Raw genomic sequence first — 12438 nt, 5'->3', positions numbered from 1 at the left:
GCTCCTCGCCCTCAGCCCCGGCGGCCCTGCTGCGGCACCGCGTCCGTGCGGGTGCCCGGCACGGACGGCGTCCGATGACGCGGGGCGATCTCTATCAACATGTGCTGCACCTCGTGCTCGCCCTCCTGGACCGGCAGGACGCGCACCATCCGCAGCGCCCGGTCGACCTCGCCCGCGATCCTCATCAGGCTGAGCAGGTCGCCCCGGCTGGAGAAGTGCAGCAGCACCGAGCCGTTCGGGGTGAGCCAGGACGGGGCCTCGGCCAGGAAGCGGCGGTGGGCCGCGTACCCGGCGTCCACGTAGGCCCGCTCGTGCGGGTGCTCGTACGCGTAGTCCTCGGGGGCCAGCACGTAGTTGGAACTCCAGAAGATGGTGTCGAAGCGCTCGCCCGGCTCCAGGGCGTCGAACAGGTCGCTGTGCACCGCGTGGACCTTGTGGCCGACCCCGTGGCGCGCCGCGTTCAGCTGCGCGTTCTCGGCGGCGAACGGGTTGATGTCGGAGGCGACCACCCGCTCGCTGCCGGCCAGGGCCGCGGTCACCGCGATCACCCCGGTGCCGCAGCCGATCTCCAGCACCGAACCGTGCGTGCGGGCGTCCGGCGAGGCCAGACCCAGCAGGTCCAGCGCGATCCCGGTGGACGGCGAGTCGGTCGGGGCGAACACCCCCGGCAGCTGGTCCCACTCGCGGCCCTGCATGGTGAACACCGACGCCCCGTCCCTCCGCATCCGCGAGAGGCGGCTCCGCTCGAGCGAACGGCGGTAGTCCATCACGTCCTGCATTGCTGCTCTCCCCAGAAGCTCTGCACAGGCCGGCTGCCTGACGTCTCGTTAGTGGCTCAAGCCTCACTCAAGGCCCATGCGCACCGGAAGGTGATCGGGCAACACACCCGGTGACCGCCATCGGTGGCCGGGGCACCGGTGGGCCGACCACACGGCGCGGCACCTCCTTGACCAAAGCTTGACGAAGCCGTACACCTGCGCATACCGTCCGATCGCAGACTGTCACGTAGGCTTGATCGACCTTGATCAACTCAGCAGGCGGGCGCCGGGGGGTGCCGAGGGGGGAAGGGGACAGTGGTGGGTCGGCTGGCGGACTCCGTCGCCTTCAGCGTCCTGGAACTGCTGGCGAGCGAGGCACCCCTCGCCAGGTTCGAGGAGCTCCTGGAGGAGGCCCGCCGCACCTGCGGCAGCAGCGAGGAGGAGCTGGAGTCGGTCGGCCGGCTCCGCGAGCTCGGGCTGTCGATCCGCTCCCAGTCCAAGCGCCGCCAGCAGCGCGAGGCCGGCCTGTCCGCCCTGGTGGACACCGCCCGCGACCTGGCGATGCCCTACGACCTGGACTCGCTGCTCAAGGTCATCACCCGCCGCGCCCGGCTGCTGCTGGGCGTCGACATGTCGTACATCAGCCTGCCCGACGAGGAGCAGGGCTACGTGTACGTCCGCACCTCCGACGGGCACACCTCGACCCTGAGCGTCGGCCTCAAGCTGCCGCAGGGCTCCGGGCTCGGCTCCGACGTGCTGGCCAACCCCTCCCCGTTCTGGACCCCGGACTACCTGGCGGACCAGCGGATCAACCACAGCCCGGTGATCGACGAGGTGGTCCGGGCCGAGGGCCTGCACGCCATCATGGCCGTGCCGCTCAGCCACCGCACCCGCCCGTTCGGCGTGCTGTACATCGCCGACCGCAGCGTCCGCTACTTCACCTCGGACGAGATCGCGCTGATGACCTCGCTGGGCGACCTCGCGGGCGTGGCGATCGAGAAGGCCAAGCTGCTGGAGGAGGCCGGCGCCACCGTCTCCCGGCTGGAGCTGGACACCTCCCGGGCCGAGGCCGGCCTCCAGGAGGTCCGCGAACTCGCCGACGCCCAGCAGGTGCTGCTCGACCTCGCGCTGTCCGGCACCGACCCGCACGCGCTGATCAGGGAGGCCGGCCGGCTGCTCGCCTCGGGCCTGCGGATCTACGCCTCGGACGGCACCGTGCTCAGCTCGGCCGGCGAGCTGCCCGACCTGGACGAGCCGACCGTGGTGGCCGCCGCGATGGACGCCCACACGGTCCGCCTGCCGGTCCCGCTCCCGGACAACCTCTGGGCGGCCGCGGTCCGGGCCGGCTCCACGCACCTGGGCACCCTGATGCTGCGCCCGTCCGCGGCGCACGCCGCGCACGCCGACCGGGTCGCCCAGCTGATCGCCCAGGCCGTCGCCGTCCCGCTGCTGCTGGACAGCAGCCGGGCCGCCACCGCGCTCGGCCACGTCCGGGACGAGCTGCTCGACGAGCTGCTCGCCACCCCGCAGCGCCCGCCGCAGCAGCTCGCCATGCGGGCGCAGCGGATCGGCATCGACCTCTCCCGCCCGCACGTGCTGGTGATAGCCCGGCCCGAGGGCGACTCCCAGGGCAAGGCGGCCACCTGGGCCTCGCTGTACGCGCACCGGATGAGCGGCCTGAAGCGGGTCGACAACGGCCGCGCCGTCCTGCTGCTGCCCGGCACCGACCCGGGCGCGGCCGCCCGCGCGGTCTCCGAGGAGCTCACGCCGCTGCTCGGCACCCCGGTCACGGTCAGCTCGGCCGGCCCGGCCAGCGACCCCGTGTCGGTGTTCCACGCCCACCAGGAGGCGCTGCGCTGCCTGGACGCGATGACCTCGCTCGGCTCGACCGGGCGCGCCGCCTCGGCCCGCGAACTCGGCTTCATCGGCGTGCTGCTGTCCGACAACCACGACGTCGACGGCTTCATCGACTCCACCATCGGCCCGGTCCTCGACTACGACCAGCAGCGGTTCACCGAGCTGGCCCGCACCCTGGGCGCCTACTTCGAGACCGGCAACAGCCCGACCTACGCGGCCCAGAAGCTGCACGTGCACACCAACACGGTGGCCCGCCGCCTGGAGCGGATCAGCGAGCTGCTCGGCCCCGAGTGGCAGAAGCCCGAGCGCGCCTTCGAGATCCAGCTCGCGCTGCGGCTGTCCCGGGTGCGCCGGCAGCTGCTCGACCGCACCGGCGAGGGCCCGGCCGCCGCGCCGGCCGAGGAGTCCTGACCGCACGTCAGGAAGCGTGGCCGAAACGGGCGTCCGGCATCGCGCCCCGCCCGAGCGCCACCACCGCGTGCGCGGCCGAGGCCAGCGACATGTGCCGGTGCCAGCCGCTGAACGAGCGCCCGGCGAAGTCCCGCACCCCGACCCGGTCGGCGATCTGGACGAAGTCCCGGTCCACCCGGTCGACCAGCCGGCCGAGCCGCAGCAGGCCGGACAGCTGCAGGTCGACCAGGTCGGTCAGCCACAGCTCGCTCGGCCAGCGCCGCCCGGGCACCCCGACACCCACCAGCATCAGCTCGTCGCCGCGCAGGCCGGGTATCGTCCGGGCGCTCTGACCGGGCACCCGCACCCGCACCGCGGCGACCAGGCTGGTGCGCACCGCACCGGTGTGGCCGGACCACACCAGCGGACGGCGCAGGTCCCGCGCGGCACCCATCACCTGGAACGCCGGGGTCGGCTCGACCGGCCGGCCGGCGATCGGGGTGGCGGGCAGCAGCGGGAAGGACCCGTTGATCCGGGCCAGCAGCGGTACCCGCTCCGCGCGGAGGCGGCGCACGGTGCGCAGCGCGTCGGCGTCCCGGGCGTCCAGCACCACCGGGCGGGTGGGCAGGCCCCAGCGGGCGGGCAGGCCGAGCACGGCCTCCAGCCCGCAGTCGGCCACCGTCTCGGCGTCGACCTCCTCGGGGATCAGCGCCTGGCTGCGCCGCGGTTCGCTGTCCAGCCAGGTCTGCGGCAGGTGCAGCCGCCAGTTGATCGGGCAGCTGAAGCTCTCGGAGGCGGCCCACACCCCGACCGCCTGCTGGGCGTTGAGCACCTGCCCGAGGGCGGGGATGAAGCGGCGGTCCACGCCGACCGAGTGGTCGCCGGCCTTGGGGATGACCATCGGGCGCAGCACGTACGCCTGCGGCGGGGCGATCCGGGCCAGGTGCTGGGCGAGCGCCTGGCGGACCGGGCCCCAGTCCCAGGTGGAGCTGGTGATGAAGTGGTGCAGGCTCTGCTCGGCCGCCTGGCCGCCGACCACGGTGGCGATGTTGCGGATCGACTTGCGGCCCTGGGCCCCGAGCAGGCCGCGCAGGTACTGCGCGCCCTTGTGGCGCTGGTCGCTCCGGGGCAGGGAGGCGAACAGGACGGAGCACAGCTCCGACAGCAGGACGTCGTGGGTGTGGGAGTGGTCCGGGGCCGGTGCGTGGCCCGGGGCCTGAACCTCCCGGGAGTACAGGGTGAGACCGCTCATGGGAACCCCTCGGCTGATTGGTGGGCTGGTGCGGCGATTCCCAACGCTAGGAATTCCGGGCCCGCTCGCTAAGGTGCGCAGCTCACCCCTCTCGACCCTCCGACGGGTGTCCGACCACACCCCCCTGGCCGGGCGGCCCGGTTTTCCGGGGCCGCCGGCCGGATCGGGTGTGGCCCAGCCACCACCGCCCGGGGACGCCGCGAGGCCCCCGCCGGAGCGGGGGCCTCGCGTGGGGGGGGACGGGCGGGTCAGGCGGTGAAGTCCGCGGCGTGGTCCTTCGCCCACTCGGCGAAGGTCCGGGCCGGGCGGCCGGTGATCTTCTCGACGTTGTCGGTCAGGTGGCTCGGGACGTTGTCGGAGCCGGCCCAGTAGCCGACCACGGCGTCCATCACCCAGATCGGCACGATCGGGGAGAGCGCCTCGCGGGCCTCGGCCTCGGTCAGCTCGACGTACTCCAGCGGGCGGCCGAGCACCTCGGAGAGGATCTCCAGCTGGCGGCGCTGGGTGATCGACTCGGGGCCGCTGATGAAGTACGCCTGGTTCTCGTGGCCGGGCCGGGTGAGGGCGGCGACCGCGACGGCGGCGATGTCCTTCTCGTGGATGGCGTCGCTGTGCGACTCCGGGTACGGGAAGCGGACCAGGCCCTCGGCCTTGATCGACTCCGGCCAGCCCCACATCAGGATGTTGGTGGCGAAGTTGTGCGGCCGCACGAAGGTGTAGGCGATGCCGGAGGCGACGATCGCGTCCTCCACCGTGCGGTGCATGACGGTGATCGGCTCCTGCACCGGGAAGGCGTCCACCACGGTCTGCGAGGAGAGCAGCACCACGTGCTCGACGCCGGTGGCCTTCGCGGCCTCCAGGAAGGTCTCGATGCCCTGCGGCACCGCGTACAGGAAGACCTTGGCGACGCCGTTCAGCGCCTCCTTCAGGCTGGCTCCGTCCGTCAGGTCGGCCTTGACGACCTCGACGGCGGCCGGCAGCGACAGCTTCTCGGGGTTGCGGGCGCCGGCCCGCACCTCGGCGCCGGCCTCCAGCAGCTGCTCGACGACCGAGGCGCCGACCTGGCCGCCCGCGCCGATGACCAGGATCTTGCTCATGGGAGCTCTCTCTTTCGTGGGACGGTGGGTCAGGCGGACTGCTTGGCGCGCGGCTTGGAGAAGCGGCGGACGATCGGGGTCTCGACCAGGCGGTAGAGCGCCCAGGAGAGCAGCACGGTGGCGACGGCCGAGCCGAGCAGCAGGCCGACGCCCTCGGCGGTGGAGAACATCCGGGTGCCGAGCAGGCTGCGCAGGTACGCCAGCACGATGAAGTGCAGCAGGTAGAAGGCGAAGGAGATCTCGCCGAGCCAGGTCATCGCCCGGTTGCGGAAGAGGGTGAAGCGGCCCTCGTTGTCGGCGATCGCGGCGGCGGCGATCAGCAGCGCGATCGGCACGATGGTCATCACGCGCTGGCCGTACAGGTACGGCACGTAGTTGGTGGCGACGTAGCCGGCCACCAGCAGCAGGGACGACCAGACCATGCCGATGTTGCGCCAGCGGCCGTTGCGGACGGCGTACGCCACCAGCATGCCGAGCGCGAAGTCCATCATCCGCACCGGCGGCAGCACGTAGGTGACCCAGTACTGCAGGACCGAGCTCTGCAGACCGCCGGGGACGGTCGGGGTGTCGGGCAGCAGGGCGTAGGCGAGCGCCGGGGTGGCGATGATGCCGGCCACCATGCCGAGCACCCAGTACTTGAGCTGCTGGGCCGGGATCTTCTTGAAGCCGCGGTGCAGCAGCGGGAAGGCCAGGTAGAAGATCGCCTCGGCGCCCAGCGACCAGCTCGGCGGGTTGACGCTGAAGTAGGTGTTGAAGTCCGGTATCCACACCTGGAGCATCAGCAGGTTGGCCAGCGCGGTGCGCAGCGGCGTGTACGCGGAGGCGAAGAGCGCCATCGCCAGCGCCCAGGTGACCACGTAGTTCGGGTAGATCTTCACCAGGCGGCGGCGCCAGAACCCGGTGGTGGTGTCGCTGTCCCGGGCGGACCAGGTCAGCACGAAGCCGCTGAGCACGAAGAAGAACGAGACGCCGAGGCCGCCGGCCTGGCCGGCCAGGTCGACGAACCTGAACTCGGTGGCGTCGTCCCCGAAGAAGCGCAGCGAGGGGATCGGCAGCGCCGCGTGGTAGGCGAACACGGCGAGCGCGGCGGGGAAGCGCAGACCGGTCAGCGAGGGAAGTCTGGTGGTGAACGGGCGCTGCGGCTGCGCGGGCGCCGTCTCGACCGCCGGCTGCGGCCGGGCGATGAGTTGATCGGTGGCCATGGTTTCCGTCCTTGGGGTGTGGTGGCGACGGGAAACAAGTACCGGCCGCCGGGCGCGGCCCGCGCGCTGCCGACCGGCACTGCGTCAAGTCGAACCCCTGTCCCATCCGGCCGTCCGGAGTAAGGGAGTTGACGAACGATGCGGCGTTTTCGGCGCGCCCGCCCGGCGGTACCGCAGGATCGGGAGCATGCGCGCAGCCTTCATCGAGCAGCTCGGCCCTCCGCAGAACATCCGCTTCGGCGAGGTGCCCTCCCCCGTCCCCGGACCGACCGACGTCCTGGTGGACGTCACCGCGGTGTCGGCCAACCCGGTGGACACCTTCGTCCGCTCCGGTGTGTTCCGGACACCGGTGGAGTTCCCCTTCGTGGTGGGCCGGGACCTGGTCGGTACCGTCGCCGCCGCGGGCCCCGGCGCACCGGGCTTCGCGGTCGGCGACCGGGTCTGGTGCAACAGCCTGGGCCACGGCGGCCGGCAGGGCGCCGCCGCCGAGCAGGCCGTGGTCGCCGCCGACCGGCTCTACCACCTGCCCGAGGGCGTGGACGCGGACGAGGCGGTGGCCACCGTGCACCCGGCGGCCACCGCGTACCTGGGCCTGTTCACCCACGGCGCCCTGCGCGCCGGGGAGACCGTGCTGGTGGCCGGCGCCGCCGGGAACGTCGGCTCGGCGCTGGTGGTGCTGGCCGCCGCGGCGGGCGCCCGGGTGGTCGCCACCGCCCGCGCCGAGGACGCCGGGTACTGCCGGGCCCTGGGCGCGGCCGAGGTGCTCGACTACCGCGACCCCGAGCTGCCCGCGCGGCTCGCCGCCGCCTGCCCGGGCGGGGTCGACCTCCACCTGGACACCTCCGGCTCCAACGACCTGGCCGCCGCGGTCGAGCTGCTCGCCCCGCGCGGGCGGATCGTGCTGCTGGCCGGTGCCCGCTCCGCCCCGGTGCTGCCGGCCGGCCGGCTGTACATGAAGGACGGCTCGGTCCGCGGCTTCGTCATCTCGCACGCCACCACCGCCGAGCTCGCCGAGGCCGCCGCCGCGATCAACCGCGCGCTGCCCACCGGGAAGCTCCGCCCGCGCGCGCTGACCCGCCTCCCGCTCTCCGCCACCGCCGACGTCCACCGGGCGCTGGAGAACGGCGAGCTGAACGGCAGGCGGGTCGTCCTGCGCCCCGATCTGTAGGAACACCCCCGACCCTCACCACGGAAAGGCATCCTCCGATGACCACGACCGCCGACGCCGACCAGGCGTCCGGACGGCGCCGCGCGGGCCTCACCCTGGCCCTGCTGGCGTTCGCCCAGCTGATCGTCTCGATCGACTACAACATCGTCTACGTCGCTCTGCCCGAGATCGGCAGCGGCCTCGGCTTCTCCGCGCAGAACCTGCAGTGGGTGGTCAGCGCCTACGCGGTCGCCTTCGGCGGCTTCCTGCTGTTCGGCGGCCGCGCCTCGGACCTGTTCGGCCGCCGCCGGATGTTCGTCCTGGGCCTGTCCCTGTACGCCGTCTCCTCGCTGGTCGGCGGCCTGGCCACCGGCCCCGGCCTGCTGATCGCCGCCCGCGCGGTGCAGGGCCTGGGCGGCGCCTTCCTCTTCCCGGCCACCCTCGCCCTGGTGGTGACCGGCTTCGCCGAGGGCCGCGAGCGCAACCGCGCGCTGTCGGTCTGGGCCGCCGCCGGCGCGTCCGGCATGATCATCGGCTCGCTGCTCGGCGGCGTGCTCACCGAGGCCTTCGGCTGGCAGGCGGTGTTCTACGTCAACGTGCCGCTGGCCGGCGGCGCCGCGCTGCTCGCCTTCACCCTGATCACCGCGGACGGCCCGCGCGAGCAGGGCCGCGCCTTCGACCTGCCGGGCGCGCTGACCGCCACCGCCGGCGCCACCCTGGTGGTCTTCACCCTGGTGCAGGCCCCGACCTCCGGCTGGACCTCCCCGCTGATCCTCACCACCGCGGCCGTCGGCCTCGCCCTGGTCGCCGCCTTCCTGGCGATCGAGGCCCGCACCGCCGACCCGCTGATGCCGCTGCGGCTGTTCCGCAACCGCAACCTCTCCACCGGCGTGGTGGTCACCTTCCTCTTCATGGCCACCTTCGGCACCCTGCTGTACTTCCTCACCGTCTACTTCCAGAACGTGCACGGGTACTCCGCGATGGAGACCGGCACCGCGTTCCTGATCCCGATGGTCTGCGGCTTCCTCGGCTCGATGCTGGGCGGCCGGATCGCCACCCGCTTCGGCGTCCGCACCACCCTGATCGGCTCCTTCGTGCTCGGCGGCGCCGGCACCGCCGCGATGGCGCTCACCATGACCACCGACGGCAGCTACGCCGCGCTGCTGCCCGGCCTGGTGGTGCTGAGCCTGTGCCAGGGCGTCATCTTCACCACGATGTTCGCCGCCGCCTCCACCGGCGTCCACCCGTACGAGCAGGGCATCGCCTCGGGCATCGTCTCCACCGGCCAGCAGGTCGGCAGCGCGGTGGGCCTGGCGGTGCTGGTCGCCGTCGCCAACGCCGGCACCGCCGGGCTGAGCGGCGAGGAGCTGCGCTCGGCCACCACCGACGGGCTGCGCACCGCCGTCCTGGTCGCGACCGCCGGGATCGCCGTCCTGGTGCTGGTCGCGCTGAACTTCGAGCGCACCCCGAAGCAGCGGCCCGCCGAGGCGTCCGCCGACTCCGCGGCCGACCTGACACTCTCCGCGTCCTGAGCCTGCGTCCGGACGGCGCCGCCGTTTTGATGGAACCGACACCACAGAAGGAGCGAAACCCCATGCCTACCGTTTCCGCAGGCACCGCCACCGTGTCCTACCAGGTGGCCGGATCGGGCCCGGGCCTGGTCTTCGTCCACGGCACCGGCTTCGGTGCCCAGGGCACCTTCGGCCACCTGGTCGAGCAGTTCACGGCCGACCGCACCGTCGTGCTGCCCGACTTCGCCGGCTGCGGCGAGACCGTCGACGACGGCGGCGAGCTGACCGTCGAGATCCTCGCCGAGCAGATCATCGCGGTGATCGAGGCCCAGGGCGGCCCGGTCGACCTGGTCGGCTTCTCGCTCGGCGCGGTGGTCTCCGCGACCGTCGCGGCGCTGCGCCCGGACCTGGTCCGCCGCCTGGTCCTGACCGCCGGCTGGGCCCGCCCGGACGACGCGTACCTCTCCACCCACATGACCACCTGGGCCGCGCTCAAGGACGACCCGGAGAGCTTCGGCCGCTTCGGCACGCTCACCGCGTTCAGCCGCGACTTCATGAACGCCATCGGCCCCGAGGTGCTGGCCGGCATCATGGCCGGCAACCAGCCGACCGAGGGCGCGCTGCGTCACATCGCGGTCAACCTGCGCACCGACATCCGCGAGCTGCTGCCGAAGATCACCGCCGAGACCCTGGTGATCGGCTGCACCAAGGACGGCACCGTGCCGTTCGGCCTCACCCGCGAGCTCGCCGACGGCATCGCCGGCGCCCGCTTCGAGGAGCTCGAGAGCGGCCACGTGGTCGTCTTCGAGAAGACCGACGAGTTCGTCGCGCTGGTCCGGAAGTTCACCGCCTGACCTGCCAGGACGCCCCGGGCCGTCCGCGGCCCGGGGCTCCGGTCGTCCCGGTCACGCAGCGGGTTGGTAGGTTCTCCAACCGTCACTGCTGTCTCGATCGGGGGGATCCCTCAGCATGAACATCCGTCACGTCGCCGTCGCCGCGACCCTGCTGACGGTGGCACTGGCCACCACGGGCTGCGGACCGGACGACACCCCGGGCACCGGCGCCACCACCACCCAGGCCGCCCCGCCGCCCGCCGCCGCCTCCTCCGCGGCCCCGGCCGCCCCCGCCGCCGGGCAGGCGGTCAGCGCCTCCGAGGAGGCCGCCTTCGAGAAGGCGTTCCACGACTCCAAGAACTGCGCGACCTTCTTCAAGGCGCACAAGGTACTGCTGGCCAACTCCGCGGGCCCCGGCCAGCTCAAGGCGGTCAAGGTCAGGACCGACTGCACCCAGTACGGCCTGACGCTGGACACCTCCGCCGACGGCTCGGTGCTCAAGGTCGCCGCCAACGCCACGGTCGTCGTCCTCACCAAGCCGACCAGCGGCAAGGACTTCCCGAAGTACGAGGCGAAGAAGGTCTCCTTCGAGGAGTTCACCCGGGCGAACAAGCCGTGCTTCGACATCCCGGACCCGGACCGCCGGCCGGCCGGCCTGATCTGCGAGCCGTTCTTCGAGTACACCGTCGACGCCGGCGGCGCCGTCACCTCGATGCACCAGACCTGGGAGGACCAGGGCTGACCGGCCGGCGGGGCCCCGGGCGGGCCCCGCCGCACCGGCTACATCCCGTTCTTGCGGATCGCCGTGTACTCGGAGAACGCCGACAGGGACACCTCGCGGGACACGCAGCCCCGGCTGCCGCTGTCCTCCAGGATGATCATCTTGGTGTGGTCCTTGTCGGCCCAGCCGCCGAACAGCACCACGTGCTGGTTGTGGTCGCCGCTGGTGTGGTGCACCACCAGCGCGTCGCCCGGCTCCATCGAGCCCTTCGAGATGTGGTGCGCGATGCCCGCCGACTCGCTGATCAGCGGGCCGGTCGAGGTGCCGCCGCCCGCCGGGTTCAGCCCCCACGCGGCGGAGACGAACCCGGAGCAGTCCACCCGGTACCCGTTGGTGATCGCGCCCTGGCTGTAGCCGAGCTTCCGCTCGACCCGCTCCATCGCCCGGTCGACCATCGCCCGGCGCTCGTCGGAGACGCCGTCCAGGTTCGGCTTGGCGAGGACGCCGGCGCCGTGGCCGTTGGTCGGGTGCGGGTGGCTGTGCGAGTTGGCGGGCCAGTCCTCCCAGTTCCGCCCGTTGATGTGGGTGTTCCACTCGCCGGTGGAGCGGTCCTTGATCTTCGGGCCGTCGTGCCGGCCGCCGGGCCGGAGGGTGACGCCCGAGCCGTCGTTGCCGCTGGTGTCGTGGCCGCCGTGGTTGGGCGACTGCGGGGTCTGGTGCTGGCCCCCGCCTCCGTGGTTGCCGCCGCCTCCGCCGTCCCCGCCGCCGTGGCTGCCGCCGCCGTGGTTGCCGCCGGCGGAGTCGATGCCGGTCTGCGGGGGCTTGGGCTTCTCCTGCCCCTGGTGCTGACCGCCCACCTCCTCGGCGATCCTCTTCTCGGCGGCCTGGTACTCGGCGATCACCCGCTGGATCTTCTCCAGGTCCTGGGCGAGGCCCTTGGTCAGCTCCTCCTTGGTGGCCTGGAGGTGGTCCGCCTTGGACTCGACCGCCTTGACGCTCTGCACCACGTCGGTGACGACCGAGGCGAAGCCCAGGATGCCGGAGAACTGGCTGGACCAGACGTCCGCCGCCGCCGCGGTGGCCACCACCTGCTTGATGTGGCCGACCTGCTCGGTCATCTTCGCCATCCGCTCGGCGAGCGTCCGGAAGTCCCGCTGGATCTTCTGCAACTCGGCTGTCTGGTAGCCGAACTGATCTGCCATCTGATGTTCCCTCCCCCGTGGACCGGCCGGCTCAGAGCACGTCGGCCAGGCGCTTGACCGCCTGGCTCAGCTCCGACAGCTCGTCGGCCACCCCGTTCAGCTGCTTGATCCGGCCCTGGGCGTGCGCGGTGAACGCGTCCGACGCCGGACCGTGCCAGGTCAGCGAGGAGAGCGTCTGGCCGACCTCCTTGCCCAGCCCCTCGACCTGCTTGCCCAGCTCGGCCAGCTCCCCGGCGATCTTGTTCAGCTCCGCGTCCGGATCGCCGAACATCTTGCCCAGCGCCCAGTGCGCGATCTCCGACGGCGCCATGACGATGTCCTCGCCGAGCTGCACCACATCCCCGGCCAGGTTCTTGAGGTCGCCCAGGATCCCCATGATCACTCCCCCGACTGATCCGAACAGACAATCAAACAGGCTATCCCACCGCCGTGGGTAGGACTCCTGTTCTGTGACACTGGAAGGGCTCG

At 72.6% G+C, this 12438-nt stretch carries 11 protein-coding genes; 5 read left to right on the top strand and 6 right to left on the bottom strand.

The genetic code is table 11. From position 1 onward, the window contains the following. Nucleotides 1–11: 11 nt before the first annotated feature. Nucleotides 12–779, bottom strand: coding sequence for a methyltransferase (locus ABEB06_RS20600; RefSeq protein ID WP_345698340.1), 768 nt, complete (start codon nucleotides 777–779; stop codon nucleotides 12–14). A 297-nt stretch (nucleotides 780–1076) separates the two neighbouring features. Here ABEB06_RS20600 and ABEB06_RS20595 point away from each other — a divergent pair, with 297 nt between their 5' ends. Further along, complete coding sequence (locus ABEB06_RS20595; protein WP_345698339.1) at nucleotides 1077–3026, top strand: helix-turn-helix domain-containing protein; 1950 nt, start codon at nucleotides 1077–1079, stop codon at nucleotides 3024–3026. A gap of 7 nt (nucleotides 3027–3033) precedes the next feature. Here the strand turns inward: ABEB06_RS20595 and ABEB06_RS20590 are convergent, their stop codons facing one another. The 3 genes from ABEB06_RS20590 to ABEB06_RS20580 all read right to left on the bottom strand — a co-directional run bounded on the left by ABEB06_RS20590 (nucleotide 3034) and on the right by ABEB06_RS20580 (nucleotide 6556). Then, nucleotides 3034–4257: an IS701 family transposase gene (locus ABEB06_RS20590; protein WP_345698338.1), complete on the bottom strand. Its 1224-nt coding sequence runs from the start codon at nucleotides 4255–4257 to the stop codon at nucleotides 3034–3036. Nucleotides 4258–4505: 248 nt separating this feature from the next. Beyond that, nucleotides 4506–5354: an NAD(P)H-binding protein gene (locus ABEB06_RS20585; protein ID WP_345698337.1), complete on the bottom strand. Its 849-nt coding sequence runs from the start codon at nucleotides 5352–5354 to the stop codon at nucleotides 4506–4508. Between the two features lie 29 nt (nucleotides 5355–5383). Further along, nucleotides 5384–6556: an acyltransferase family protein gene (locus tag ABEB06_RS20580; protein ID WP_345698336.1), complete on the bottom strand. Its 1173-nt coding sequence runs from the start codon at nucleotides 6554–6556 to the stop codon at nucleotides 5384–5386. 187 nt (nucleotides 6557–6743) lie between these two features. On the opposite strand from ABEB06_RS20580, the gene ABEB06_RS20575 reads away from it, so the two are divergent. The 4 genes from ABEB06_RS20575 to ABEB06_RS20560 all read left to right on the top strand — a co-directional run bounded on the left by ABEB06_RS20575 (nucleotide 6744) and on the right by ABEB06_RS20560 (nucleotide 10789). Continuing rightward, nucleotides 6744–7724, top strand: a complete 981-nt coding sequence (locus ABEB06_RS20575) for an NADPH:quinone reductase (protein ID WP_345698335.1) — start codon at nucleotides 6744–6746, stop codon at nucleotides 7722–7724. A gap of 38 nt (nucleotides 7725–7762) precedes the next feature. After that, the gene (locus tag ABEB06_RS20570) at nucleotides 7763–9235 is read left to right on the top strand and encodes an MFS transporter (RefSeq protein WP_345698334.1); all 1473 of its coding nucleotides are present in this window, start codon (nucleotides 7763–7765) and stop codon (nucleotides 9233–9235) included. 62 nt (nucleotides 9236–9297) lie between these two features. Next, entirely contained in the window at nucleotides 9298–10068 is a 771-nt protein-coding gene (locus ABEB06_RS20565) for an alpha/beta fold hydrolase (protein WP_345698333.1), read from the top strand. Between the two features lie 115 nt (nucleotides 10069–10183). Beyond that, nucleotides 10184–10789: a hypothetical protein gene (locus tag ABEB06_RS20560; RefSeq protein ID WP_345698332.1), complete on the top strand. Its 606-nt coding sequence runs from the start codon at nucleotides 10184–10186 to the stop codon at nucleotides 10787–10789. A 38-nt stretch (nucleotides 10790–10827) separates the two neighbouring features. On the opposite strand, the gene ABEB06_RS20555 is transcribed toward ABEB06_RS20560, so the two are convergent. Further along, nucleotides 10828–11970 carry an NlpC/P60 family protein gene (locus tag ABEB06_RS20555; protein WP_345698331.1) on the bottom strand — a complete coding sequence of 381 codons (1143 nt, stop codon included), beginning with the start codon at nucleotides 11968–11970 and terminating at the stop codon, nucleotides 10828–10830. 31 nt (nucleotides 11971–12001) lie between these two features. Further along, entirely contained in the window at nucleotides 12002–12346 is a 345-nt protein-coding gene (locus ABEB06_RS20550; RefSeq protein ID WP_345698330.1) for a WXG100 family type VII secretion target, read from the bottom strand. Between the last annotated feature and the right edge of the window lie 92 nt (nucleotides 12347–12438).

The sequence above is a fragment of the Kitasatospora terrestris genome (genome assembly GCF_039542905.1).
GTDB lineage: Bacteria > Actinomycetota > Actinomycetes > Streptomycetales > Streptomycetaceae > Kitasatospora > Kitasatospora terrestris.
The sequence above is the reverse complement of the archived record's forward strand: the minus strand, read 5'-3'. Positions and strand labels throughout refer to the sequence as shown.

Bases quoted from the DNA above. Each gene is read 5' to 3' on its own strand.
- ABEB06_RS20600 (WP_345698340.1), bottom strand. From the start codon at position 779: ATGCAGGACGTGATGGACTACCGCCGTTCGCTCGAGCGGAGCCGCCTC.
- ABEB06_RS20590 (WP_345698338.1), bottom strand. From the start codon at position 4,257: ATGAGCGGTCTCACCCTGTACTCCCGGGAGGTTCAGGCCCCGGGCCAC.
- ABEB06_RS20585 (WP_345698337.1), bottom strand. From the start codon at position 5,354: ATGAGCAAGATCCTGGTCATCGGCGCGGGCGGCCAGGTCGGCGCCTCG.
- ABEB06_RS20580 (WP_345698336.1), bottom strand. From the start codon at position 6,556: ATGGCCACCGATCAACTCATCGCCCGGCCGCAGCCGGCGGTCGAGACG.
- ABEB06_RS20575 (WP_345698335.1), top strand. From the start codon at position 6,744: ATGCGCGCAGCCTTCATCGAGCAGCTCGGCCCTCCGCAGAACATCCGC.
- ABEB06_RS20570 (WP_345698334.1), top strand. From the start codon at position 7,763: ATGACCACGACCGCCGACGCCGACCAGGCGTCCGGACGGCGCCGCGCG.
- ABEB06_RS20565 (WP_345698333.1), top strand. From the start codon at position 9,298: ATGCCTACCGTTTCCGCAGGCACCGCCACCGTGTCCTACCAGGTGGCC.
- ABEB06_RS20560 (WP_345698332.1), top strand. From the start codon at position 10,184: ATGAACATCCGTCACGTCGCCGTCGCCGCGACCCTGCTGACGGTGGCA.
- ABEB06_RS20555 (WP_345698331.1), bottom strand. From the start codon at position 11,970: ATGGCAGATCAGTTCGGCTACCAGACAGCCGAGTTGCAGAAGATCCAG.
- ABEB06_RS20550 (WP_345698330.1), bottom strand. From the start codon at position 12,346: ATGGGGATCCTGGGCGACCTCAAGAACCTGGCCGGGGATGTGGTGCAG.